The 25,244-nt window shown below is 67.5% G+C and carries 22 protein-coding genes; 14 read left to right on the top strand and 8 right to left on the bottom strand.

What is annotated here, in order from left to right; all coding sequences use genetic code 11:
- Positions 1 to 445 precede the first annotated feature (445 nt).
- From NQ034_RS11825 to NQ034_RS16255, 5 genes are all read left to right on the top strand, one after another.
- Positions 446 to 2,104, top strand: a complete 1,659-nt coding sequence (locus NQ034_RS11825) for a glycosyltransferase family 4 protein (RefSeq protein ID WP_257049061.1) — start codon at positions 446 to 448, stop codon at positions 2,102 to 2,104.
- A gap of 69 nt (positions 2,105 to 2,173) precedes the next feature.
- The gene (locus NQ034_RS11820) at positions 2,174 to 2,713 is read left to right on the top strand and encodes a hypothetical protein (protein ID WP_257049059.1); all 540 of its coding nucleotides are present in this window, start codon (positions 2,174 to 2,176) and stop codon (positions 2,711 to 2,713) included.
- 45 nt (positions 2,714 to 2,758) lie between these two features.
- Positions 2,759 to 3,151: a helix-turn-helix domain-containing protein gene (locus tag NQ034_RS11815; protein WP_257049057.1), complete on the top strand. Its 393-nt coding sequence runs from the start codon at positions 2,759 to 2,761 to the stop codon at positions 3,149 to 3,151.
- Positions 3,148 to 3,600: a hypothetical protein gene (locus NQ034_RS11810; RefSeq protein ID WP_257049055.1), complete on the top strand. Its 453-nt coding sequence runs from the start codon at positions 3,148 to 3,150 to the stop codon at positions 3,598 to 3,600. The genes NQ034_RS11815 and NQ034_RS11810 overlap by 4 nt, the downstream gene beginning before the upstream one ends.
- A 57-nt stretch (positions 3,601 to 3,657) precedes the next feature.
- The gene (locus tag NQ034_RS16255) at positions 3,658 to 4,107 is read left to right on the top strand and encodes a metal-sensitive transcriptional regulator (RefSeq protein ID WP_306428276.1); all 450 of its coding nucleotides are present in this window, start codon (positions 3,658 to 3,660) and stop codon (positions 4,105 to 4,107) included.
- 16 nt (positions 4,108 to 4,123) lie between these two features.
- Here NQ034_RS16255 and NQ034_RS11800 read toward each other — a convergent pair whose 3' ends face one another.
- Positions 4,124 to 4,786, bottom strand: coding sequence for a Fic family protein (locus tag NQ034_RS11800; protein WP_257049053.1), 663 nt, complete (start codon positions 4,784 to 4,786; stop codon positions 4,124 to 4,126).
- Positions 4,787 to 4,926: 140 nt separating this feature from the next.
- Between NQ034_RS11800 and NQ034_RS11795 the strand changes: the two genes are divergently transcribed.
- A complete protein-coding gene (locus NQ034_RS11795) occupies positions 4,927 to 5,139 on the top strand; it encodes a heavy-metal-associated domain-containing protein (protein ID WP_257049052.1) in 213 nt (70 codons plus the stop codon).
- The gene (locus NQ034_RS11790) at positions 5,136 to 7,415 is read left to right on the top strand and encodes a heavy metal translocating P-type ATPase (protein ID WP_257049051.1); all 2,280 of its coding nucleotides are present in this window, start codon (positions 5,136 to 5,138) and stop codon (positions 7,413 to 7,415) included. The genes NQ034_RS11795 and NQ034_RS11790 overlap by 4 nt, the downstream gene beginning before the upstream one ends.
- Before the next feature lie 28 nt (positions 7,416 to 7,443).
- Here the strand turns inward: NQ034_RS11790 and NQ034_RS11785 are convergent, their stop codons facing one another.
- Positions 7,444 to 7,734 (bottom strand): hypothetical protein, encoded by a 291-nt coding sequence (locus tag NQ034_RS11785; protein WP_257049050.1) that lies wholly within the window; start codon positions 7,732 to 7,734, stop codon positions 7,444 to 7,446.
- A gap of 215 nt (positions 7,735 to 7,949) precedes the next feature.
- Here NQ034_RS11785 and NQ034_RS11780 point away from each other — a divergent pair, with 215 nt between their 5' ends.
- From NQ034_RS11780 to NQ034_RS11770, 3 genes are all read left to right on the top strand, one after another.
- The gene (locus NQ034_RS11780) at positions 7,950 to 8,594 is read left to right on the top strand and encodes a hypothetical protein (protein ID WP_257049048.1); all 645 of its coding nucleotides are present in this window, start codon (positions 7,950 to 7,952) and stop codon (positions 8,592 to 8,594) included.
- 215 nt (positions 8,595 to 8,809) lie between these two features.
- The gene (locus NQ034_RS11775) at positions 8,810 to 9,862 is read left to right on the top strand and encodes a response regulator (RefSeq protein WP_257049047.1); all 1,053 of its coding nucleotides are present in this window, start codon (positions 8,810 to 8,812) and stop codon (positions 9,860 to 9,862) included.
- Between the two features lie 17 nt (positions 9,863 to 9,879).
- Positions 9,880 to 11,223 carry a sensor histidine kinase gene (locus tag NQ034_RS11770; RefSeq protein ID WP_257049046.1) on the top strand — a complete coding sequence of 448 codons (1,344 nt, stop codon included), beginning with the start codon at positions 9,880 to 9,882 and terminating at the stop codon, positions 11,221 to 11,223.
- 85 nt (positions 11,224 to 11,308) lie between these two features.
- On the opposite strand, the gene otsB is transcribed toward NQ034_RS11770, so the two are convergent.
- Both otsB and NQ034_RS11760 read right to left on the bottom strand, forming a co-directional pair.
- Positions 11,309 to 14,137 (bottom strand): trehalose-phosphatase, encoded by a 2,829-nt coding sequence (gene otsB / locus NQ034_RS11765; protein ID WP_257049044.1) that lies wholly within the window; start codon positions 14,135 to 14,137, stop codon positions 11,309 to 11,311.
- A 331-nt stretch (positions 14,138 to 14,468) separates the two neighbouring features.
- Positions 14,469 to 15,236, bottom strand: coding sequence for a hypothetical protein (locus NQ034_RS11760; RefSeq protein WP_257049043.1), 768 nt, complete (start codon positions 15,234 to 15,236; stop codon positions 14,469 to 14,471).
- A gap of 732 nt (positions 15,237 to 15,968) precedes the next feature.
- Here NQ034_RS11760 and NQ034_RS11755 point away from each other — a divergent pair.
- Positions 15,969 to 16,811 (top strand): PDDEXK family nuclease, encoded by an 843-nt coding sequence (locus tag NQ034_RS11755; protein ID WP_257049042.1) that lies wholly within the window; start codon positions 15,969 to 15,971, stop codon positions 16,809 to 16,811.
- Positions 16,812 to 16,957: 146 nt separating this feature from the next.
- Here the strand turns inward: NQ034_RS11755 and NQ034_RS11750 are convergent, their stop codons facing one another.
- The 3 genes from NQ034_RS11750 to NQ034_RS11740 all read right to left on the bottom strand — a co-directional run bounded on the left by NQ034_RS11750 (position 16,958) and on the right by NQ034_RS11740 (position 19,942).
- The gene (locus tag NQ034_RS11750; RefSeq protein ID WP_257049041.1) at positions 16,958 to 17,485 is read right to left on the bottom strand and encodes a QcrA and Rieske domain-containing protein; all 528 of its coding nucleotides are present in this window, start codon (positions 17,483 to 17,485) and stop codon (positions 16,958 to 16,960) included.
- Between the two features lie 93 nt (positions 17,486 to 17,578).
- Entirely contained in the window at positions 17,579 to 18,967 is a 1,389-nt protein-coding gene (locus tag NQ034_RS11745; RefSeq protein WP_257049040.1) for a phosphotransferase, read from the bottom strand.
- 150 nt (positions 18,968 to 19,117) lie between these two features.
- A complete protein-coding gene (locus NQ034_RS11740; RefSeq protein WP_257049039.1) occupies positions 19,118 to 19,942 on the bottom strand; it encodes a phosphatase PAP2 family protein in 825 nt (274 codons plus the stop codon).
- 112 nt (positions 19,943 to 20,054) lie between these two features.
- Here NQ034_RS11740 and NQ034_RS11735 point away from each other — a divergent pair, with 112 nt between their 5' ends.
- A complete protein-coding gene (locus tag NQ034_RS11735; RefSeq protein WP_257049038.1) occupies positions 20,055 to 21,584 on the top strand; it encodes an aspartate aminotransferase family protein in 1,530 nt (509 codons plus the stop codon).
- Positions 21,585 to 21,703: 119 nt separating this feature from the next.
- On the opposite strand, the gene NQ034_RS11730 is transcribed toward NQ034_RS11735, so the two are convergent.
- Entirely contained in the window at positions 21,704 to 22,396 is a 693-nt protein-coding gene (locus NQ034_RS11730; protein ID WP_257049037.1) for a trimeric intracellular cation channel family protein, read from the bottom strand.
- Between the two features lie 427 nt (positions 22,397 to 22,823).
- Between NQ034_RS11730 and NQ034_RS11725 the strand changes: the two genes are divergently transcribed.
- Positions 22,824 to 24,203 carry a pyridoxal phosphate-dependent aminotransferase gene (locus NQ034_RS11725; protein WP_306427853.1) on the top strand — a complete coding sequence of 460 codons (1,380 nt, stop codon included), beginning with the start codon at positions 22,824 to 22,826 and terminating at the stop codon, positions 24,201 to 24,203.
- A 103-nt stretch (positions 24,204 to 24,306) separates the two neighbouring features.
- Positions 24,307 to 25,008, top strand: a complete 702-nt coding sequence (locus tag NQ034_RS11720; protein WP_257049036.1) for a HutD family protein — start codon at positions 24,307 to 24,309, stop codon at positions 25,006 to 25,008.
- Positions 25,009 to 25,244 lie beyond the last annotated feature (236 nt).

Here is a 25,244-nt window from a genome sequence, read left to right as displayed (position 1 = left end):
TCGAACTCACGTAGTTGCGCCAGGCCGCCATGTCGCAAGTGGTACAGGCGCCGGCGCCACAATGGCCCGCTCGATCGTTCCGGCACAGAAACTTTCCCTTCGCTTCGGTCACCTACACGGGCTCAGACCGTCCCCGGGACACTACTCACAGATAGCTAAGACGTTAACACGCAGAATACGTAACACGCATTTAACTCCCAGAAATGGGGATACAGTCTCAGTGCTTCTTGAGAGCGGCCAGGGTGTGAGCTGAACACAATGCTATAGAGTAGCCACGCCCGCACCGGCTCACCGTGAAAGTTGCATCCGCATTATGCAGGACCCTCATTCTTCCGACCAACGACCTGCTTCCTGGCGCCGCACTGCCCTGGGCCGTGGCGCCAACCTTGCGCGGCTGACTCCACTGATCGCCTCCGCTGTAGGACGGCTGATCCGAGAAGATCCCATGCTGTTCGCCGTCCAAGCCGTGCGCCGCACCCCGCATTCGGTCCGCGATCTACTGGGACGCCTACCCGAGCCCGCAGGAGAAGGCCGGACTCTCCGTTCCCTCTGGCTTCTCATGCTCGACCGGCGGGCCCAGCTGGAAGACGAACTGGCGCAGTCGCCGAACGCTTCGGGACATATTCAGGACTCCATCCGAGTTCAGCTGGGATTCCCCATCCGAACCGAGGGAGCCTCACCGCAAGCCCTAGCGCACCAACGGTGGGAACTCGGCGATGCCGACGAGGCCGTCGAGTTGGCCGAACCCGACCCCGGACGCCATGCACGTCTGGCCTCGGAACTCCAACTTCTGCAGCCCGGATATGAACTCCGTGTTCCCACCGTTCACTATGGCGACACAAGTTTTGCCAAAATGGCTGAGCCCGTGGTGGAATCTGCGTCGGCGATCAGGGCCATGCACATCGTGACGAACTCACTGCCCTGGACGTCCTCCGGGTACTCCATCCGCACACATTCGGTCCTCAAGGCTCAGCAGTCCGCCGGGTTGGAGATCACAGCGGTTACCCGTCTGGCATACCCGGTCACCGTCGGACTCCCCTGGGCCGGCGCCACAGAGGTACACGATGGCGTCTCCTATCAACGGCTCTTCCCCAAGCGGATGCCGCGCACCATGGAGGAGCGACTGGTCCGGCAGGTGCAAATGACCGTCGATCTAGCCTCCGATTGGCACCCACAGGTGCTCCATGCGACTACTAACTACCACAACGCGTTGGTGGCGCAGGCGATATCCAAGGAGCTCGGCATCCCGTGGGTCTACGAAATGCGCGGCGAACTGGAGAAGTCCTGGGTGGCCAGACAGCCTCGGTCACTCCAGGACCGGGCACAGGCGTCCCAGCGGTTCCACCTGATGCGCGACCGCGAAACCGAGATGGCCCACGCCGCCGACGCCTTGGTCGTGCTTTCCAATGTGCAACGGGATTCGATGATCGAACGCGGCATTTCCGCAGAGAAGATCCACGTCGTTGCGAATGCCGTAGCCGATGACCTTTTGGATGTGCCCCGCGATCCGGTTGCAGCCCGTAAACGTCTGAAGCTGCCGGTGGACGGGTTCTGGGTCGGCTCTGTGTCGTCCTTGCTGGACTACGAGGGTTTCGACACCTTGCTGCGCGCCGTCGCCGAGCTCAAGTCCAGAGGTGTAGACGTCCGCTGCGCGCTGGTGGGCGATGGTGTATCGCGTGCAGACCTGACTGCACTGGCCGCCGACCTGGGGATCGCCGACCGTGTAGTCATGCCAGGCCGAGTGTCTCAGGCCGAGACGACGGACTGGTACAACGCGCTGGACATCATGACGATCCCGCGGCGCGACACCGCAGTCACCCGCGCAGTCACCCCCATCAAGGGCCTGCAAGCGATGGCTCTGGGGCTGCCGCTTGTCGTCTCCAATCTGCCAGCACTGTGTGAGATCGGCAGCGACGAGGGGCAGGGTCTGGCCGTTCCGGCGGAGGACCCAGTGGCCTTTGCGGATGCCTTCCAACGCATCGCCGAAGACCCCGAGTTGGCGGCTTCTTTGTCCGCTGCTTCACGTGTTGCAGCCAGGGGTAGGACTTGGTCAGCCAATGGACGGAAGTATGCGGGGATTTATGCGGGGTTGGTGGGGAGGTAGGCGACTTCCGCTACGCAAGGACCTTCGAACTGCGGCAACCGTGTCAGTGCCAAGTGGCACACTCGCATTATGTATGGCTTTGATCGACACAGCGACTCTATCTGCAGCCAACGCGTGCCGGTCGACTACTGGTGGATCAGCGGTGGTGCGGTCAATGGTGAAGGTGCAATCGACACGATCCTGGACTTGGTTGAGCGGCTGCTGGCCGGCTGGGATTGGACCGACTATGCGCTTGAAGAAGAGCTTGGCTATTTGGCCGAACTCCTTGAGCGCGCGGGCCGGGGACACTTGGAGCCCCTGACGGAGATCAAACCGATCCAACGTGAGTTTTTCTACCGCATGTTCGAGATCCGGCATCAGGTCTCCGTCGTCCGAACCACACGAATGATGGGCAAGGTCATGGACCGCCGGGAATCAGCCGAACACGTGCGGATCTACCACGCAGAAGGCGGCACGCTACCAACCGGTCACGCGCTGGCAGCGCACGTGCACTTGAAACAGATCATGCCTGATGACACCCGGACCCGGGAACTTCAGAACACCCAGATCGACAAAGCGGTCGAAGTGCTGAGCGCAGGTGCGTCCAACCACTGGGGTATCCCACGGTGAGCCTCACCCTTGTCAAGTTTCCGCATATAGGATAAAACTTATACTATGACAGATCGTAAGGTCATCAGGGCTCGGTCCAGGGAGAACACGCGCGCGGTACTCGACTTCAAAGCGGCACTGGTTCAACAGCGCAAGGACCACCATCTGTCTCAACAGGAGGTCGCCGAACGGATGGGCGCCTCCCAGCCGACCGTCAGCCAGTTTGAGACCTATGACAGCAACCCCACCATGCGTACCGTTCAGAAGTACGCGAACGCTGTTGATGCACTGATACAGATGCACGTTCGAGATGACTGTGTACGGACCGACCAGCACACGAGTTGGAGCAAGGTCTCCGACGAGGACGGAAGCGGTAATAACACCCGTATGCCGATCCAAGTGACTAAAACTGGGGGACGATGGTTGGCCCAAGACCAATTGGTGGTGGTCGGACGATGACCGACACACCAGGCGCACTCAGTTTTGGGGAGCTCATTGACGTGGACATCGTCGCCATCCACGCGGACACCCGTAATCCCAGAGACAAAATTGATCAGTCCGCCACTGATAATGACGCCGGCATGGGCTTCATCGGCATCGAGTACAACTCCGAGATGGGAGCACTGCGGTTCCTCTTCGAGGCATACGCCAACAGCACGCAGGGTTATGTCTCGGCAACGGTCGCACCCGTCTTTGGCATGACAGAGACCGGCCTCACCTCGATCAGCAACAAAGCGCTTGACAGCTTCCTTAATGAAGTTGCCGCGCCGACCGCACTGCCCTATCTCCGGCTAGAGCTAGCCGATGCCAGCCGTCGTGTATTCTCTGAGCCCGTGACGTTGCCTCTTGCCCCGAAACACGGTTTCTCGTTCAGCGCACGCATTCGGAACGAGCCTTCGGACTCCTAACCGCATACACCCGTAACTCATGAGTTGAATACCCCTCCCGGGTATAGAATCGCTCCCATGACAGCACATCACTCAGACGCCACACCGGCCGTCGCCGCGGATGATTCCGCCGCGTCTGCACAGGTCGCGCCTGCACAGGACCACTCCCCCACCCACGCCCACCCGGGCACTCATACGACGGGCCATGGCCAGGCCGGCGGGGACCTCGGCGACGGGAAGAAACCGCACCCGGATCACGGCTACGACCAGGTCGCCATCGCCAAGCGCATGAAGCGCATCGAGGGCCAGGTCCGCGGGATCGGGCGCATGATCGACCAGGACACCTACTGCATCGACGTGCTCACCCAGATATCGGCCGTCACCGCGGCCCTGCACGCAGTGGGCGTCAACCTGCTCGAATCGCATATGAACCACTGCGTCGTCGAAGCCGCCCAGGAATCACCCGAAGCCGGCGCTGCCAAGATCGCCGAGGCCACCGCCGCCATCCAACGACTCATCAAGAGCTGAGGTGCGGGCTGCCTTGTCAGGCTTGAGCCGGGGAGGGAATGAAGCCACGGGCACGGAGCAAATCCTTCACTGCCTCGTCCTCGTCGAAGATGTAAGCCCGCGCCAATAAATCGTTGAACCTATCGGCTACCGACGCATCGTCTTCGTCGACAGGGATCGTCAACAGCTGAGAGTCGTCTGCACCGATCAGGCAGGCGTTGGCCGTAAAGATCGCAGTACGCTTATTGCCGTCCATGAACGGCTGCGCTTTGGCCAACTGGATGAAGAGCTCCAACGCCATTTCATGAACGTCCTTCTGGCCTATGGCGGAACACACGATTGCTTCCAAGGCCGCATCGCCTACCGCTGGGGGCAGATGCTGACCGTATCGGGTCCTGACCCCGATCCCCTGATCATCTCGTTTGAACTGACCAGGGAATATTGAGGCACTTCGAGTCAGCTGCGCATTGACCGCCTTGACGAACTGCCCATCCAGTGATTCACCTGTGTGGTTGATGACATAGGCGGAAACATCGCGCATATCGCGGAGAAGCTCAAGATCGGCTCGCGAGGTAACGCCGTGTAAGTCGCCCGATCGGAGGAAGTTCTGGGTGTCCAGCCGACCGGTGCCAAGACCGTCGAACACCCTGCCCGCAGAGTAGACGACAGCAGCCAGATCGGCAATCTGAAGACTGACCATGGCGATTGAGTCCTTTCGCTGGGCAAACGGGTCACTATGCATATCTTCCCACGCCAGGTTAGAGTCATCGCCAACATATACCCCATGGGGGTATACAATACCGGTTAGAACCACGAACTTCTGAGAATGGGAGCACCACCATGACCACCACCAACCTCAACGTCTCCGGCATGACCTGCGGCCACTGCGAGAACGCAGTCAAGGAAGAGCTGGGCAACATCGCCGGAGTCACCTCGGTCACGGTCGACCTACACGCCGGCCAGGTCAGCCCCGTGACCGTCGAATCGGCTGCCCCACTAGACCAGAAGGACATCGCCGCAGCCATCGACGAAGCCGGGTACGAACTGGTGTGAGCACGTCCGCTCCAGACTCTGCAGGCCACACCGCATACACCCGCCAGGTCACCCTGGACATCACGGGCATGACCTGCGCATCCTGCCAGGCCCGAGTCCAGAAGAAGCTCAACCGCTTGGACGGCGTGCAGGCCACCGTCAGCCTGCCCCTGAACTCGGCCTACGTCGCCGTCACCGGCCCCATCACGGACGCGGACCTCATCGCCACCGTCGACAAGACCGGCTACGGCGCAACCGTCCGCCCGCCGACCCCGCCGGCAGGAGCGGATGGCGAGGAGAACACCAACCAGGCGGGGGCCTCGGCAGCGGATCCCGACCACCTGCGCGCCCGTTTCATCACCGGCCTGATCCTGGGCATCCCCGTCATCGCCATCTCCATGGTCATGTCCTGGCACTTCCCCGGCTGGCACTGGCTCATCGCCGCGCTCAGCCTACCGGTCGTCACCTGGTGCGCCTGGCCGTTCCACCGCAACGCCTACAAGGCCGCCCGAGGCTTCAGCTCCACCATGGACACCCTGGTCAGCGTGGGCGTCACCGTGTCCACCGTCTACTCGCTGGTCACCATCGCGATCGCCACCGGACACGGCCACCTCCTCCACCTGCCCCACCACTACCACCTGTGGTTCGAGGGCGCCGTGGCCGTCACCGTCTTCCTGCTGCTGGGCCGCTACATCGAGGACCGCGCCAAGAAATCGGCCACCGCGGCCCTGCGCGCCCTGGTGTCCATGGGAGTCACGACCGCCCACCGCGTTGTGGGCGATGCCAGTGGTGCGGCCGGCTCAGCTGCGGCCGGCGGGACCAGCGTCGAAAGCACCACCATCGACGTTCCCGTGGCAGCCCTGGCACCCGGGGACACCGTCTTGGTGCGCCCCGGCGAGAAGGTCCCGGCCGATGGCACCGTGCTCACCGGCGCCTCGGCCGTCGACGAATCCCTGCTCACCGGCGAATCCGTCCCCCGCGAGGTCGCCCCGGGCGACCGCGTCACCGGCGCCACCGTCAACGCCAACGGCGCGCTGACGGTGCGCGTCGAACAGGTCGGCGAGGAATCCACCCTGTCCCAGCTGCAGGCCATGGTCGAACGCGCGCAGGCCGGCCGTCCCGCCGCTCAGCGCCTGGCCGACCGGATCTCCGCGGTCTTCGTGCCCGTCGTCTTCGCCATCGCCGCGGCCACCCTGCTGATCTGGGGCCTGGCCACCGGCGACTGGACCTCTGGCCTGCGCGCCGCCGTGACCGTGCTCGTCATCGCCTGCCCCTGCGCCCTGGGCCTGGCCACCCCCGTGGCCACCGCCGTCTCCAGCGGCCGCGGCTCGCAGCTGGGCATCCTGGTCTCCGGGCCCGAGGCCATGGAGACCGCCGGACGCATCACCACCGTCGTGCTGGACAAGACCGGCACCCTGACCAGCGGGAACATGAGCGTCATCGACTCCGAGCTGTCGCCGGCCGCACTGTCGGCCCTGGCCGCCGCCGAGGCCATGTCCGAGCATCCGATCGCCGCCGCCATCGCGCGGGCCGGTGCGGATGCGGCCACGTCGTCTGAGCCTGCGCCCCGGGTCGAGGACTTCAGCGCCATACCTGGCGGGGGTATCCGCGCCACGGTCGACGGCCGCTCCCTCCTGGCCGGCAAACCCGAGCTGCTGGTAGCCCAGGGCATCGCAGTACCTGCCGAGGCCTCGGAGTCGGATGTGCCGGCCACCATCGTGGCGCTGGCCCTGGACGGCGAATACGCCGGCCGAGTCCTGGTCGCCGACGCAGTCAAGCCGGGAGCGTCCCGTGCGATCGGCGAGCTACACGCCGCCGGTATCCGCACGGTGCTGCTGACCGGCGACCGCGACAGCGTGGCCCAGGCCGTCGCAGGGGAGCTGGACATCGACGAGGTCCACGCCCAGGTGGCACCCGGTGATAAGGAGGCGCGGATCGCCCAGCTGCAGGCGGCCGGACAGCGTGTGGCCATGGTCGGCGACGGTGTCAACGATGCGGCCGCCCTGGCCAGGGCGGATCTGGGACTGGCAATGGCCTCGGGCACGGATGTGGCGCGGGCGGCGGGCGACATCACGCTGATGCGCAGCGATCCCGGGCAGATCCCGCAGGCCATCCGACTGTCCAAGCGGACGCTGCGGATCATCCGCGAGAACCTGTTCTGGGCGTTCTTCTACAATGTCGCGGCGATCCCGCTGGCGGCCCTGGGCCTGCTGGATCCGATGATCGCGGGCGCCGCCATGGCCTTCAGCTCAGTGTGCGTGGTGCTCAACAGCCTGCGGCTCAAGAGGTTCGTGTAAGAATCGGCCTCAGTGCAAACCTGAGGGCTTAGTGCATGACGGGACCGTTGGGGTCCTTGACCTCTTCGGATTTGACGACCCAGTTCAGGCCCATGGCCACCAGGGTCACGACGATGAAGGTGACGACTGTGTACAGGCCGCACAGTGCCAGCGGCTTGAGGCCATCCCACGCTGCGGTGAAGATGATCGTCATAACGAACACCAGTGCGGCCGCCACCATGCCCATAGCCGCGCATTCCTTCATCGGAACGGCTCGGGTGGGCCGATTTCCGGACTGCGGGGCAGGCGATGCGGCATTGTTCTGTGCGGAGCTGCTCATAATGCCCTCAGTCTACGCGGCGTGGGAACAAGCGTCATTTCCCCAGACACTCGTAGGGCATAAACCGCTGGCCTACATGTGTTGCCTACAGGTGCAGGCTATACGGATGGGCACGACGTCTGGGCTGTGCGCATCGGCCGCGCGTCTGAGCGTGCGCCTGGGCCGCGTGCAGGGGCTGCGTGTGCAGAGGCGGCCGAACTGGCACACTAATACGAGTGAGACCCATCCCCGGAACAATCCTCGCGGCTGTGGCGTGTATCGCCGTAGCCGCTCTAACAGGCTGCGCGGACCCCTATGCCGTGACCGACCTGGGTCCGGCTCCACAGCTCACCGAATCCTCGTCCGATTCCTCCTCCACCGGGCGAACCTCTGGGCAGTCCGGCGACAAGGTACACCGCTACTCCCGCAAGGACCTCGTCAGCGCGGTGCTCACCGGGCCCTCGGCCACCGGTGGACAGGACGTGCTGGGCGTCCGCCAAGCCCTCCAGGCCTGCCCCGCCTGCCTGCACCGGGGCAAACCGTTCACGGTCGCGGGACTGGTGTTCGCCTCTGCATCCGTGGTGTGGGATCCGGCCAGGGCAACCGCCGGTGCAATGAACGGGACCGCGGACTCCGCCGGCAAGGCCGGGGACCCGCGCCCCTTCGCCCAGCTCCTCTTCACCACCGACGAGCGGACCCCGGACATCGCCCTGGTGACCACCGGCCGCAACATCACCCTGACCCCCGGCAGCGACCGCACGGTCGTCGCGGAGGAACGGTCGGGCGCGGCCTGGGCGGTACGCGTCTACCGCTATGTGGGCGGCCGCTTCGAAGGCGGTCAGAGAATCGAACACATCCCCTCCCCCACTCCCACCCCCTAGGACCGGGCACTACGGCAGACTTGGGACTGCGCTGGAGCGGGGTCGGAGGCACTACTCGGCTCCGGTGTCAGGGCTAAGCGGTATCCTTGGAACTTGAACGCTGCGACGAGTTTGCGCGCGCCACATCCGGACGCGCACAGCTTCGGGCCCCACGCGGGAACCGAAGTCCATCCGCCGCGGTCTGCCATGGATCGGAAAGGGATACAGGATTCACGGTGCACATAGTCTTGGTCGAGGACGACGAGGTCATCAGGGAGACCACCCAGCTGACCCTGGAGCGCTTCGGATACACCGTCAGTGTCTTCGCCGACGGCCGCGACGGATTCGAATACGTCATCGAGCACGGTGCCGACGTGGTCCTGCTCGACCTCATGCTGCCCACGATGAACGGCGCCTCGATCTGCCGTGAACTGCGCGAGCGCACCGACGTCCCCATCATCGTCATCTCCGCCAGATCGGAGCCGATCGACATCGTCCAGGCCCTCGAGGCCGGCGCCGACGACTATCTGACCAAGCCCTTCGACATGCAGGTGCTCAGCGCCCGCATCCGCACGGTGATGCGCCGCTATGGGGCGAGCACCGCCGGCCTCCCCTCCGGCGACCTTGCCGGGAACCCCGCCGGAACCGACCGGAACCCGACAGGTTCCGTCCCCGCTCCCCCGGCAGGCGCGCCCCGGACCACGCCCCAGGTGGGGCACGCGCGCTACCCGGGCCAGACCTCGGCGGCCCCGGAATCCTGGAGCGCTGAAGAGTCACAGGACGCCCAACAGACCCGCTCGGCCCAGCCCGTGGCGCCGGCGCGCACCGCGCGTTCGGGCCAAGGCGCCGCAGCCGTCCCACCTCGGGCCGAGGTCCCCGCCCGCTGGGCGCGCCCCGCCGGTTCCCCCGCCAGGCAAGCCGGCACTGCCCGACAGCCGGGCTCCATGCGGCTCGGCCAGGTCCTGCCGAACGCCGCGCCGCCCGACCAGCCCCGCACCCAGCCCAACACGCTGGACTTAGGCGCGTTGCAGATCGACACATCGCAGCTGCACGTGACCCTGCACGACAAGCCGGTGCACCTGACCCCTACCGAACTGCGGCTGCTCCTGCTGCTGGCCGACCGCCCGGGCCACGTCTACTCGCGCGAGGACATCGCGCACATGGTCTGGGGCACGGACTGGGCCGGTGACCTGCGGGTCGTCGATGTCCACATCCAGCGCCTGCGCAAGAAGATCGGGACCCGCCGGGTCACGACCATCCGCGGCTTCGGCTACAGCCTGGTCGCCTAGGCCCGGACACCAGCACCATGGCACTTCGGCTCCGGTTCACAGGCCCCCGCGGAGCGCACAGCACCCGCGTTCCCCGGACTCGCCGAGGCCCCCGCCGGTCACTGCGGCTGCGGATGGTCGCGACGGTCGTCGCCGGGGTCATCGTCGCGGTGCTGGCCTGCGGGCTGACGATGCGCGCTGTCACCCTGCGCTCTCAGGCCGAGCAGGTGCGCGACAAGATCACCGCGCAGCTGACCCAGGCGCGCATCATCTACCGCGACACCGGGGTACTCACCCTCGACGCCGTCGTCGACGACCCACAACTGCCGACCGAGGCCAGGGAGTCCGCCTCCGCCGGCTCCATGGTCACCCAGCTGGGCCGCGCCGACGACGGCCACGACTACCTGTGGGCGGCGTCCCCGCTGACCGTCGGCGGGCACGATGTGGTCATCTCCATCCGCTACTCGCAGGCCGAATACGACAATCTGACCCGCCAGATCGACCGCACCGTGGTCGTGGCGCTGATCGTCACGGCGATCGTCGTCGCCGGCGTCGCAGGTCTGGTCGCCGGACGCACCAGCCGCCGCCTGACCAAGGGAGCGCAGGCCGCCAGGGCGATCGCCGGCGGTGACACCTCGGTCAAGATCACCGCGGTCATCCCGCCGGCCGATGACGAAGTCCAGGACTTCGCCCAGGCGGTGGACACCGCCGTCGAACGCCTGGCCGAGCGGATCAGGGCCGAACAGCACTTCGCCGCCGACCTCGCGCATGAACTGCGCACCCCGCTGACCGGCCTGCTGGGAGCTGCGAACCTGTTGGAGGAGGACAGCCGCGCCGCCCAGCTGGTGCGCGAACGGGCGAACCGCCTGCATCTGCTCATCGAGGACCTCCTGGAGATCGCGCGGACGGATCAGGCCACCGCCGAGGTCGCCTGGCAGGATGCCAATGTGACCGCCGTGGTCGTCTCGCAGCTGAACAATATGGAGGCGGCCGGCTCCATCACCGCCGATCAGGTCACGCTCATCAGCCCCGATCCGCAACCGGTGTGGCGCACCGATGGCCGCCGGCTCTCCCGCATCCTGGGCAATCTGGTCTCCAACGGGCTACGGCACGGGGCGGCCCCCATCGACATCACCGTTGGCCCGGACTCTCTGACCGTCGAGGACCACGGACCGGGATTCCCCGCGCCGCTGCTGGCCTCGGGACCCACCCGGTTCAACACCTCGGCGACCTCTGGGATGGGCCTGGGCCTGGTCATCGCGGTCTCCCAGGCCCGTCTCATCGGCATGGAACTGGTCCTGTCGAACACGCCCACCGGCGCCCGCGCCCAGTTGGTCTTCTCCGACCCCCACACCCCCACCTCGAGTTCCACTACGTCCTGAAATGTCGATTGGGAACGCTCCCGGCATGGATTTTCGACATTTCGGGGCGTAGTGGAACTCCGAGTGCGGAGCTCCCGGGCCGCCCCTACTCGAGGAACTCCGGGCGGACGATCGGCAGGGGCTCGGTCTGCGGCCCACCGGTGCGCGCCAGCACATCGTCGAGCAGCCGGGCGCAGCGGATGTAGCCCAGATGCGAATAGGCCTGCGGGGTGTTGCCCAGGTGGGTTTCGGCCACGGGATCGTACTCCTCCGGCAACATCCCGGTGGGCCCCAACAACCCGTGCAGACGCTCGAACAGGTCCAGCGCATCCCCCGTGCGCCCCACCAGGGCGAGCGCCTCGATCAGCCAGCTGGTACAGATGTGGAACCCACCCTCCAGACCCGGCAGGCCGTCGGCGTAGTGGTAGCGGAACACCGTGGGCCCGGCCCGCAGGTCCCGCTCCACCGCGTCCACCGTGGCCACGAAGCGCGGATCGTCGCCCGGCAGCAGGCCGGACAGCCCCACGAACAGGGCCGCGGCGTCCAGATCGTCCTCACCATAGGCCACGGTGAAGGCGCCCACGGCCCGATTGAAGCCCTTGTCGAGCACGTCCGCGGCGATCGCCTCGCGCAGATCGATCCAGGTCCCCGGCACCGGCTTGCCGAACTCCTCGGCGATCCGCACCGCCCGATCGGCCGTCACCCAACACATGACCTTCGTGTACACATTGTGCTTCGGCGCGCGCCGGGCCTCCCAGATGCCGTGGTCGGGTTCCTCCCAGCGCCGAGACACAGCCAGCACCATCTGCCGGGTCAGCTCCCAGTGCTCCGGGCGCAACTCCCCCAGGGCCCTGGCACACTCCAACAAGAGCTCGGTGACCGGGCCGAACACGTCCAACTGCACCTGGTGCTCGGCAGCATTGCCCACCCGCACCGGCCGCGAACCGGCGTATCCGGGCAGATGGCCCAGCACGGCCTCGGTCGTCAGGGCCGAACCGTCGACCGCGTAGAGCGGGTGCAGCTGTTCGGGGCCCTGTGCGCCGGCCAGGATCCCGGTCAGCCAGTCCAGGAAGCCCACCGCCTCCTTGGTCGAACCCAGCTCCAGCAGGGTCCGCACCGTCATCGAGCCGTCGCGCAGCCAGCAGTAGCGGTAATCCCAGTTGCGCACCCCGCCCAGGCCCTCGGGCAGGGAACTCGTGGCCGCAGCCAGCGCCCCGCCGGTGGGCTCATGGCACAGCGCGCGCAGCGTCAGCGCCGAGCGGACCACCGCCTCCTGGTGCAGATCCGGCAGCTTCAGAGAGGCGACCCAGTCGCGCGAGGCCCTGTGCACCTCGTGGCGCAGATGTGCCGGCGGGCCCGAGAACAATTCGTCGAGCACACCGCCGGGCTCCTCGTACTCCCCGCCCAGCGCCAGGGCCAGGACCACGCGCTCGCCGGGCTCATTGGCCGGCACCACCGTGGCGACCGCTGTGTCCGAGCCGCCGATCCCGCCGGCGCCGGGCTCCCGCTCGATCCGGAAGCGCACTCCGGGGGCGTACAGCGTGATCGGTTCCGAGGTCGTGAGCACCCGCACGCCGCCGGGGATCAATTCCAGGCGGACTGGGGTCGCGCCGAAGTCCGGGCGCGGGGCGAAGCGGATCTGTGCCGGGGCGTCGCCGGTGAGCTCGCGCACCAGCACCGCGTCGGCGGACTTCGGGGTACTGGCCGGGGCGAAGTAGTCGTGGCAGTTCAGGCCCGGCCAGCGCGTCTCCAGGACCATCGAGTTCGTCCGATAGCGCTGGGTCAGTGGTCGCGCGCCGTCCGCCGCTGCCACGCTGAAGTAGCCGGCCTGCCGACTGCCGAGGATCTCGGCGAAGATCGCCGCTGAGTGCGGCAGCGGATAGGGCATCCACACGATCCGGCCGGCGGCGTCCACCAGTGCCAGGGAATGGCCGTTGCCCAGCAGCGAGTGCCGTTCGATCAGCACCGACTGCGAACCGAACAGCCAGGCCCGGCGCAGCTCGAACAGGCTGGAGAGCACCAGCGCCACGGCCTGCGGATCGGCCACCGTGAACGAGGCCGCGGTTGCGGAGGTGGAGGTCGTCGCGGCGGGCGAAGCGGCGGGCGAAGCGGCAGCGCCGGCGAGGGCGGCCTCGGGCGTGCCGACCCGGATGCCCAGGTCGCGGTCGCCCAGAGTGGCCAGTGCCGCCTCGTCCGAGGTGTCGTCGCCGATGTAGACGACCGCCGGATCGCGCAGCGAGCCGCGCAGCTGTGCCAGGGCGCGCGCCTTCGACGTCGGCACCACGCTCAGGTCGACCACATCCTTGCCGTGCACCGCGGTCACGCCCTCCCAGGACTCGACCTCGGCGACGGCCCGGCGTGCCAGGTCCTCGATGTCGGGGCCCAGGCCGCGCAGGTGCACGGCCACGCCCGTGGGCTTGGCCTCGACCAGCAGCGCAGGGGCCTGGGCCAACAGGGCGTTCATGCGCTCGCGGATGCGGGTGAGCAGGGTGCGGGCGGCGCGGCTGAGGAAGTCCTCGGTGTCAGGACTGTCCTCGATCCCGTGCGAGCCGAGCAATGTGACCTCGCGCGGGAGCCGGGACATGGCGGCCAGGTCGCGCAGCGCACGGCCGGAGATGACCGCCGAGTCGGTATCGGGCAGCGCCGCCAGCGAGCGCATGCTGGCGACCGAGATCGGCAGGGGGAAGGCGTGGGTGGGCCGGTCGACCAGCGGAGCGATGGTGCCGTCGTAGTCGGTGGCGACCAGCAGCGTGGGCGAGTGCGCAAGCTGGACCAGGCGGGCCAGCAGGCCCTCGGGCAGTTCGCGCGAGGCCTGGGCCAGGTCGCCCAACGGCCCCACCGTGGGGGTGGCCGGGTCCCATGCGCCGAGGCCGCCGGGATCGGGGAAGGCGGAGCCGGCCCCATATGCTTCCGTTGGTGTCACCTCGGCGCCCATCCGACCTCCTCGACCCGCCGACCCTCATCGTGGCCGACCTGCGACTTCGACTGTGGTTCCGACTCTAGTCGACGGCGGGGACCGATATGTGACGAACACGACTGCCCAAGGCGACAAGGGGGCACCACCCGGACGGTGGCTCCACACATGCACCGGTGGCAGCACAACTCACGATTTATCGAGCCACTGGAACTGTTGTGGAGCCACCGGTAAGGCGCAGGCACCTAGGCAAGGGGCACCCCGCCTGCGAGAGCCACATGGTAAGGCGCGGGCAGTCAGACTAGGGGCACCCGGCTCGCGAGAGCCACACGGACGGTGCAGGCGCGAAGGTTCAGGCGCGACCGTGCGGTTCGAAGCCCTCTTCGCCGTCGGCCTCGTCCCGGCGCTGGATGGCGACGAGCTCCTCGGCGGCCAGGATATCCGTGTCGGCCGCCGCGTCGTCATCGCCCAGGCCGGAGTCGCGCAGCGTCCGCACGCGCGAGCGGCGGGTGAACCCACCGATGATGTAGAGGATCGAGGCGATGAGGACCGCCGCTCCCGAAAAGCCCGTAACGCTCAGCGCGTGCATGCTGAAGCCCACCAGCAGTGCGATGCCCAGCAGCAGGTGCACGCAGCCGGCGATCAGATAGTCGTTGGCGTTCGGCGTGGCGCGCAGCAGCGCGTAGATCCACAGCTCGATGATGGCGTGCAGCACCGCCCATACGCAGACGGCCGCGCGCAGCTGGCCGGCGGTCGAGGCCAGGAGCAGGAAGACCAGGGCCGGGACCACGACGATCGCCTGGCCCAGGAGGGGCGTGCGGATGATCGCAGGACTGTACTTGACCTGGACGAGGATCAGCACGGCCTGCAGCACCAGGAAGACCGCGATGATGAGATCCGCGGTGCGCACGGGGATGCCCAGATTGGTCGGACCCCCCAGCATCTCGCGCGGCCAGAACACAGTCGCCAAGCCGAAGATCACGCCCAAGGCGCCGCGGATAGCCATCCACAGACCGGTCCCGGCGTACTGCTTGACCGAGATGGTGGCCGCGGGGCGGTCCGCATCGGTCTTGGGTGTCCCTGGTGTCCCCGAATTCCCGGGTGTCCCTGCTGAAGTCACGCCCACCAGTCTAGCGGGGGCGACCCCGAGCTCGCTCCCCCGGCGGCGCGCCCGCATCTCCTCCACATCACATGCGGAAACCTGCAACACATACGTGTATATGCGTATGTGTTGCAGGTTTCCGCATGTAATAGGATCAAACCTCTTCCAATCGTGTCTAACATGTAGCACCATGTGACCATGTACAACGTCTTTTCACGATCATCGCTACCAAATGATATTTCTATCGATAGATTGCTTCAATCATCCCGGGGTTGCTGCACCACGAGGAGACATCGCGGCGTATACGCCGTTGTGCGCGTATGCCAAACGCCTGCACATGCCGTGTTCATGCAGTGGATCGACTCGCCCGAACTCTTGGATCCCGGTCCGGAGCGCAGTGGTTCAGCTGCCGATCAGGGCACCGACCAGAGACACACCGACCATCAACCGAGGAATCGGTCGGCGGAGGGGCGGCCTGCGACAGGCGCATCCCCCGCAACGGTTTTTCAACGCGAAATCGCACATCATCTGGGACACATATCGACCCTCCGACTCGCACCCGGAGAGCACCTCAGCCACCGATCCGCCGCAGCAGCACAGGGGATCCCCCTCCCGACCCCGGACCTCGCCCACATCGAAGTATCCCGTCCCGAACGCCCGTCCTACACGAACAAGACCTTCCGGAAGCGACAGCGATCCGTTCCGGCGGAGCACCTGTACGACACCTGCGCGGCGTTGCCCGGCGTTTTGATGACCGATCCGTTGTGGACCGCTGCGGACCTCCTCCGGGATTGCGATGAGGTGCACGGAATCATCGCCGCAGACGCCTACACAGGCGGTATCTCCGAAATCACTGCAGGCAGGCTTGCGGCATACCCGAACCGGACCAGGACCGGACTCTATCTGCAGTTTCCATCGAACCTGGTGGAAAGGCACGGGCCCGAAGGCGCTCGCGCTCAGTTCGACCCCGCCTATCGGCACACTGCGATGATCGACGCTCTGGCCCGCACCAATGACATGGCGCCTGAAGCGTTCGGCCAGGTGGTCCCTCTTCTGGTGCCGCCGGGCCATGGTCCAGCGCAGCCTGCAAGCAATCCGCCACCCCCGGTGACGGGTGTCCCGGCAGCTACGCCCCGGTTGGTCCGCCACATCGCTCAGCGGCGAGAGAGGCTGCAACAGATCCTGAACCAACTCGCAGAGCATGCCGCGAGCAGGAACATGAGCAAAGCCAGGCGCTTGCTCGGTTGGTCCACCGGACTCGCCGAGTCACCCTTGGAATCGCTCACGGCATTGGCGCTCCACCGCCTGGGCATCCACGATTTCTGGCAGCAGGTGGCATTCCCCTTCGACGATGCCCTCGCGGGTTTCAGCGATCGGGTCGACTTCTACATTCCCCGCCTCAACCTCATCATCGAGGCCGATGGCTGGAGCAAATACAACGAGTACGGGCCCCGGATGAAGCAGGAGAAGCGCCGCGAGGACAGGCTCGCGCTACGACATGTGGTCATCCGCGTCGAGTGGAGCGATGTCCTGCCGGGACCGCGCGGGTACAGAATCATCGAGAAGTTCCGGGCCAAGGGGTTCAGGATCTGAGCCTCACCGACCCAGGACATGCGCATTGCGCGACCGGCCGCTCACATCGCGCGGCCCAGGCCCCGCATCGCGGCGAAGGGCGTGAGGCCAGGAGACCAGGCGGCTGGGACGGCGCGCGCCCCGGTGACGGGCCGGGCCCGAGTGCCTCAGCTCGCGCTGATCTTGAGGGTGGCCCCCGACTTCTCCACCTTGCCCGGCGTCAGACCCTTATTGGCCGGGCCCGCGATCTTCGATCCGTCCTCGGTCGAGAACACCGAGGTGTGGCACGGACACGTGATGTCGTCCTTGGTCACCTGCCGCACCAGGCATCCCTGATGGGGGCAGATCGCCGAGTACGCCTTGAAATCGCCCTTCGTCGGCTGCACGACCACCCAGCTGTTCTTCACGACGCCGGAGCCGACGGGGACCTCTGTTTCGGGGAGTTCAAGCGGTTCGGGCGCCTTCGACTCCGAACCACAGGCCGCCAGACCGCCGACCACAGCAACGCCCGTCACGCCCACAGCCGCGGACTTGAGGATGCGCCGCCGGCTGGGGGCCGAGACACCGGATCCGGCCGCGTTTGAGGCGACCGCGTTTGCGGCGACCGAGCTTGCGGCGGCCGCGCCTGCAGCCGTCTCGCCTTCCTCAGCTACGGAGTGATCATGGGTACCGGAAACGCGGAGGACAGAACTCATGGGCCCCACTGTAACCACTGGCCCGGACCATCGCCGCTAAGCCCGGCCTTCGACATCCGGCCGCCCGGTCCCTGAGACTCGACGCGAGGACGCTCAGCCGGCGATGGCCTCGGCCAGGGCCCTGACCACGGGCCAGGTACGCGCCATCCGCGCCCGGCCGTAGGCGGCGTCCGGCGAGTCGAGGCCGGCGGCCAGCGTGCGGGCGGACCAGGTGCAGGCGTTGAGACACAGCCTGGCCAGCGCACTCACCTCGACCAATTCGAGTTCCCGATCCGTGAGTTCGGCGGGGGTGCCGGCCGAGGCCGCGACGTAGGCGGAGACGCAGGCGCGCAGGGCGGCCAGCGGATCGTCCACGCCCAGCATCGTGTACGAGGCGGCGATCGCCAGTTCCGCCACGCGCGGAGCCGTGCGGGTGTCGCCGAAGTCGATCAGTCCGGTGATGTGCAGCGCGCCGGGCGTGGCCTCGATCGTACTCGCGGCGCCCGCGCCGAGCAGGATGTTGAAATCGTTGACGTCCTGATGCACGACCTGGCACGGCAACTCGGGCAGCAATGGCCGCACGCGCGTTTCGAAGGCACGCGCGACTCGCCGGGCCAGGGCGACGTCGGCGGACAGCCGGGTCCCCATGTCCACCGGGACCAGGCCGGCGGATTCGAGCGCTGCAATCCGATCGGCAGCCGAGAGCACATTGCGCCCGGTGGTCTCGAACGACCACGGGTGCAGGATCGGTTCGGGCTCGGCCGGAGCCTGCGCCAGCGCCGCGACCAGCCGGGCCGTCAGTCGGCCGACCTGCTGTGGATAGTCGGCCGGGACCTCGGCGGAGGCCGCGACCTCGCCGGCCAGGTACTCCTGCAGGCGCAGCATCACCCGGGGCCCGGCATCCGCCTGCCCATCGTCCGCCGAGGCCACCGCCGCGGGGCCACCGGCGTTCGCCTCTGTGCCCAACGGCGTTGTGCCCGTCGCCTGTGTGCTCGTCGCAGTAGCGCCCGGCAGCGCGGCGTCCTTGGGCACGGCGCCCTGGAGCGGCGCGGTCTGCGGCGCAGCGTCCGCAGGCGCAGGGGCCTCCGCCGCGGCGTCTTTCGTGGTGTCCTGCAATGCGGTGTCGCTCAATGCAGTGCCCTTCGGCGGCACCGCAACGTCCCTCGGCGGCACAGCGACGAGTGCCAGATAGCCCGAGGACTCGCCGGCCGCGGTCGAATACGGGTGCAGTGCAGGCACCTGTCGGGCCACCGGCAAGCCGGCGCGGGCCGCCAGGCCCTGCACGGCGCAGAACCAGTCGGCGTGTTCGACGGGCATCGTGGGACTGGGATACTCGGCCTTGAGCACATAGCTCTTGACAACGTCCTCACCCGAGGCGGTCACCACGATATTGACCGCGATCTCGCCGGCCAGGAAGCGGCCCACCTGCACGTCCAGGCCGAAGTGTGCGCGGCACAGTTCGGCGACCTCGGCTGGGGTCAGGGAATGCAGCGGTCGACTCATGCCCCCAATCCTATGGGAGCACCCCCGACCCTCGTCCACTACGACTCCACTTCGACCTTCGTCCACTACATAGCGAAATGTCGATTGGGAGCGCTCCCACCTCCGAAAATCAACATTTCGTCACGTAGTGGAACTGTTATGCGATGGAGCCTATGTAGTGGAACTCCGGCGAGATGAACCCCCGGAACCACGTGAACCGGATGGATCACCGGAACCGAGCCGGTCGCCTGCCGCAACCAGGCCCAAGCGCACAGCGGGGGCCACCGCGACCGACCATACGATCGAGCCCAGGACATCGGTGGGATGGTGGACGCCGACGATGAGCACGGTGCACACGATGAGCGCCGGATAGGCCACACACAGCACAGCGGCGATGGGCCGGGCCCGGGTCCTGCGCACCAGGAACCACACCCCCATGGCCAGCGCCACCGCGAACCCCGTGTGCCCACTGGGGAAGGAGGGATCGGCGGGCCACGCGGCAAAGGGCTGGGCCAACAGGGAATGGTCGGGCCGCGGCCGATCCACCAGCTCCTTGATCCCGGTGATCGGCAGCCAGGTCACGGCGACCGTCAGCACGAAGGTCAGCACGGCCCGGGGCAAGCGCGTTCCCCACCAGGCCAGCGCCCCGGCGCCGAGCAGCAGACCGATCGCGCCGGGGACCCGCTGGAATCCGTAGACGGCATCCGTCGAGGCCCCGACCCACCCCGGGTGCAGACCGTTGGCCCAGATGACGATCGCCATGTCGATCCCCGGATCCAGCCGCACCACCAGTCCCAGCCCCAGCACCGCGGCCGCGGCGACGATCGCCAGGGCGACCACGGCACGAGGATGGATAGTTGGGGCGAGGATGCCGGCACGGGTGCCCGCATCCCGGGCGACGGGTTCCGGCTGCCGGCCGGCCGCGGGTTCCCGAGGCTGAACCGGGTACTGCTCCGATTCAGGTCCAGGCCGCCCCGGCTGCTCATCGCTATGCATCCCTCCAGTCTCCCATGCACGACTCCGGTGCGGCAGCCGGCGCGGACACCACCCCACCTCGCCCGCACCCATAAGACGCACAAGGACGCGTCCGGCGTGCCAGACTAGGCGTATGAGCCGTGAAGCGAACCTCCGCCAGGGGTCCAGTCCCGAAGATTCCGAACTGATCCGCCGCCGCAATGCCGTCCTGTCGGACTCCTACCGCCTGTTCTACGAGCACCCGGTGGAGCTGGTCAGGGGCCAGGGCGCGCGCCTCTACGACACGGCCGGCCGCGAGTACATCGACATGTACAACAACGTCCCCAGCATCGGGCACTCACACCCGCTGGTCACCGAATACGTCTCGCGCCAGCTGTCCACCCTCAACACCCACACGCGCTACGTCACCCCCGCCGTGGTGGACTATTCGGAGGCGCTGCTGGCCGAATTCCCGCCGGCCCTGGACCGCGTCACCTACGCCTGCACCGGCTCCGAGGCCGTCGACCTGGCCGTGCGCATGGCCCGCTATTACACGGGCAACCGCGGCATCATCGTCACCTCGCACGCCTACCACGGCACCACCACCGCCTCGGCGGAACTGTCGCCGAGCCTGGGCGACGGCAATGCGCTGAGCCCCTTCGTCGAACTCGTGGAGCTGCCCGACCCGGCGGTTTCGGCGGCTTCCCCGGCCGAGGCCTCGGCCGCCTTCGCCGCGGCCGTCGAGTCCGCCGCCGTCCGGTTGCAGGAGATGGGCGCGGGACTGGCCGCGGTGCTCATCGACTCGATCATGTCCTCGGACGGGGTGCGGCCCGATCCGCTGGGGTTGCTGCCGGCGGCTGCCGCCGTCGCGCACCGCTACGGGGGCCTCTACATCGCCGACGAGGTCCAGCCGGGCTTCGGACGCACCGGCACCATGTGGGGCTTCGCGCGGCATCCGGCCGAAGTCGGCTCAGATGACACAGCGGGCGCGGCGGACACTGCCGGCACTGTCGGCACCGGCGCGGCGGCAACCTCGGCAGGGGGCGGGGCCGGGGCCGAGTCCTTCGTGCCCGATATCGTCGTGCTGGGCAAGCCGATGGGCAATGGCATGCCGATCTCGGCGGTCGTGCATCGGCGCGAGGTCGGCCGGAAGTTCGGCCAGAACGTCCGCTACTTCAACACCTTCGGCGGCAATCCCGTGTCGATCGCGGCCGCCCGCGCGGTGCTCGAGGTGATCCGCTCCGAGGACCTGCCGGCGCACGCGCTGCGCTTGGGCGATCGACTGGCCGACGATCTGAGCCGGCTCACGGCCGACCGGACGCTGAACATGAGCGCCGGCGCCGAACGGGGCGGGGCCTCGGACGCGCAGTCCCCCGCGGCAGGCGCGACGTCCGGCGCTGCAGTCGGCGCAATGCCCACTGCAGCCGGAGCAGCCTACGGCGCGGACCCCCGGTTCGCGCCCGTCCGGCACGCGGGGCTGTTCCTGGGCCTGGACGTACTGGACGAATCCGGTGCCCCCGACCCGGCCTCGGCGAACCGGTTGGTCAACGAACTGCGGGAGGCCGGAGTGCTGATCTCGGCCTCGGGCCAGGCGGGCAATACGCTGAAGGTGCGCCCGCCCCTGGCCATCACCGAGCCGGACGTGGACCGCTTCCTGGACATCTTCGCCACCCTCCTCCCCTGACCCACCCCACACACCGTCCCTGAGTTCCACTACTTGCCGAAATGTTGATATATCGGCGATTTCGAGCAGAAATCGACATTTCGTCAAGTAGTGGAACATCCAGCGCGACTCGCGTCAGCTCACTGTCCGTCGGGACCGCCGCGGAAGACGTCGTCGGTGCGGCTGCGGCGGCGGGTGCGCAGGCCCTGGTAGGACCATTGCCGCATGGGTGATGGCACATGCCATTGCAGCTTCCACGCCGTCATCCGGAAGGCGAACACAAAGGCCGCGATGATCAGCCCGGTCCACAGGTTGAACCAGTCCAGCCGGCACACCGCCGCGGTCAGCGCGCACCCCACCGCCGACGGGATCATGTACAGGTCGGAGCCGTTGAACACCGCCGGCAGCTCATTGGCCACCACATCGCGCAACAGGCCGCCGCCGCAGCAGGTGATCAGCCCCAGCACGATCGCGGCGGGCACATTGACCTCGAAGTCCAGCACCCGCACCACGCTGGTCATGCAGAACAGGCTCAGCCCCAGCGCGTCGAAGACGATGATGAGCGTGCGCAGCGGCAGCACGCGCTGCCCCAGGAAGTACACGAACACGGTGCTGAGCACCGGCGGGATCAGGTACAGCGGATTGGCCAGGGTGACGGGGAAGGTCACGAGGATGACGTCGCGGACGATCCCGCCGCCCAGGCCGGCCAGCGCGCCGAGCACCAGCCCGCCGGTGATGTCGATATTGAGCCGGGCGGCCAGCAGGTTCCCCGACAGTGCGAAGGCGAATACGCCGGCCAGGTCGAGGATGAGCAGGATCGTCTGGGAGTCCACGACAGTCGATTGTATCGGGGCGCGCCTTCCCACTCGCCGTTCCACTCGCCTCCCCACCCACGGCTCCGTCTGCCGCCCCCACCCGCCGCCGCGGGACGTCCCCCTGGGACGCCCGCCCTTGGGCCTGCCATGGCACCGGCCCGGCCACCCCAAGCGCACCCGGCCGCCCCGAGCACACCCGGCGTCCGCGCCCGAGGTCCCGGCCGGAACCTCGGCCCCGGAACCTTTGTGCTGCCGCGCCAGCGCGCCAAAGGCACCCAGGTCGAACCTTTTGGAATGCGGTTGTGCAACGGCGTTGCGCGTAGGCTGGGGCGCGGACCGTCACACTGGACGCGGTTCGGAGCCGGGCCGGACGGCGGCAAGACATGCCGCCGCACCCCGACCGGCGGACGCGGCCACCACGCAGACAACCGAGGAGTTCCCACCCATGTTCAAGCAGTCGGACAAGCTGGCCAATGTGCTCTACGACATTCGCGGCCCGGTCCTGGACGCCGCGGACAGCATGGAGGCAGCCGGCCACCGCATCCTCAAACTCAATATCGGCAATCCGGCACCCTTCGGCTTCGAGGCCCCCGATGCGATCCTCGTCGACATGATCAAGGCTCTGCCCACCGCGCAGGGCTACAGCGATTCGCGCGGCATCCCCTCGGCGCGCCGCGCGATCGTGCAGTACTACGAGACGAAGGGCATCCATAATCTGTCCTCCGACGACGTCTACATCGGCAACGGCGTCTCCGAACTCATCACCCTGAGCCTGCAGGCCCTGTGCAACCACGGCGATGAGATCCTCGTGCCGGCGCCGGACTACCCACTGTGGACGGCCTCGGTCGCACTGGCCGGCGGCACCCCCGTGCACTACACCTGCGATGAGTCCAACGGCTGGATGCCCGATGTCGAGGACATCCGCGCGAAGATCACGCCCAATACCAAGGGCATCGTCGTCATCAACCCGAACAACCCCACGGGTGCGGTCTATTCGGAGGAAACGCTGCGGCAGATCGTGACGCTGGCCGCCGAACACGAACTGCTCATCTTCGCCGACGAGATCTACGAGAAGATCACCTACCACGGCACGCAGATGACCAATATGGCCACGCTGACCGGGGAGGACGTCCTGTGCCTGACGTTCTCCGGGCTGTCCAAGGCCTACCGGGTGGCCGGCTACCGCTCGGGCTGGCTGGCGATCACCGGCCCCAATTGGAAGGCCACCAGCTATATCGAGGGCATCAAACTGCTGGCGAATATGCGGATGTGCGCCAATGTCCCCGCCCAGCACGCGATCGCCACGGCGCTGGGCGGCTATCAGTCGATCGACGCCCTGGTCCTGCCGACCGGCCGGCTGGGCGCGCAGATCGACTTCAGCTGCAAGCGGCTCAACGAAATCGACGGGGTCAGCTGCGAACCCGCCGAGGGCGCGCTCTACCTGTTCCCCAAGCTGGACGTGGAGAAGTTCGGCATCGTCGACGACGAGCGCTTCGCCCTGGACCTGCTCAAGGAGCAGAAGATCCTGGTCAGCCACGGCACCGCCTTCAACTGGACCGCGCCCGACCACTTCCGGCTCGTCACCCTGCCCTCGGTCGAAATGCTGTCCGAGGCCTTGGACCGGCTCGAGGAGTTCCTCGACGGCTACCATCAGCATGCGCAGGGCGGGCCGCGGACCATCACGCTCGGCGGCGCTGCCGCAGGTGCTGCGAGCGCGGATCCGGCGGCCGAGGTGCCCGCGGGTTCCGCGGACGTGGCCACCCCGGCTGCGGCTACCGCCGAGCCCTCCGAGGCCAAGGTGTCCGAGCCGGCCGCCGCTTCATGAGCCAGCACCGCTTCATGAGCGAACACCGTTTCGTGAATGCGTGCAGGGGCCGACGGGTGATCGACCTCGTGGACGACCGCGCGAGTGCTTTCGGAAGCACGCGGTGATTGCCGACGGCCGAGCCCACCCGGCCCGCCGCTTCGCCGAGCTGGCCGGCGCACCCTGGGCCAATGGCGCGGGCACGACGACCGAGTTGATCGGCTACGCGGAATCATCCGAGCTGCCGGGCCCGCCGAGTACGCCGGTGCCCGGCCGGGCAGGCCGTGCCGAGGCGTCTGGCAGGGCCGAGGTCCCGGCTATCCCAGCCGTGGCCTCGGCTGGGGCAGCCCCGCTGCAGTGGCGGCTGAGCGTGGCCGAATTGCTCGCGCCCGCCCCGTTCTCCGCGCTGCCCGGAGTAGCGCGCACTTTCGTGGCAGCCGACGGTCCGGTGGTCCTGAGCATCTCCGGACGCCGGACCGCCGTGGCGCCGGGCCGGGCCGTGCGCTTTTCGGGCTCCGAGCCCGTGGAGCTGCTGGCGCTGGAGCGCCCCTGCCACGCCGTGAACCTCATGGTCCGCAGCGCGTCCGGGCAGGCCTCGGCCCGCGGCGCTTCCGGGCTGGCCACTTCGACCACCGATCCGGGCCGGACCACGGGCCCGATTCAGGCCACTCACCTACCGGTCGCCTCACCCATCGCCCCGGGCCTGGTCGACATGCACGTCGTGGACAATGGTTCCACCCGGCGCGCCGTCGTCACCCTCGCCGGGCACCCCATAGCCGAGGTCTCCCTCGACGGCACCTTCGACCTCTACATTCCAGCGGCCTGAGGCCCGGACCGGCCGCCTCCCCGCATCGCATGCGCAAACCTGCAACACATACGCGTATATGCGTATGTGCCCTCTTTGCCAAGCTGGTTGTGAGTCAGTCACGATCAAGCTGAATCGCCCCGGGAATAATAGAGGCAGGGAGATTGGAAGAAGGAGATTCTCTCGTGCCAGTGAAATACACCGACGAACTCAAGGCTCGCGCCGTCGCGCTCGTCATCCATGCCCGGGCCGATCCC

The organism is Brevibacterium moorei (assembly GCF_024580735.1).
Lineage (GTDB): Bacteria > Actinomycetota > Actinomycetes > Actinomycetales > Brevibacteriaceae > Brevibacterium > Brevibacterium moorei.
Note: the sequence above shows the minus strand (reverse complement) of the source record. Positions and strands in the feature narration are given on the sequence as shown.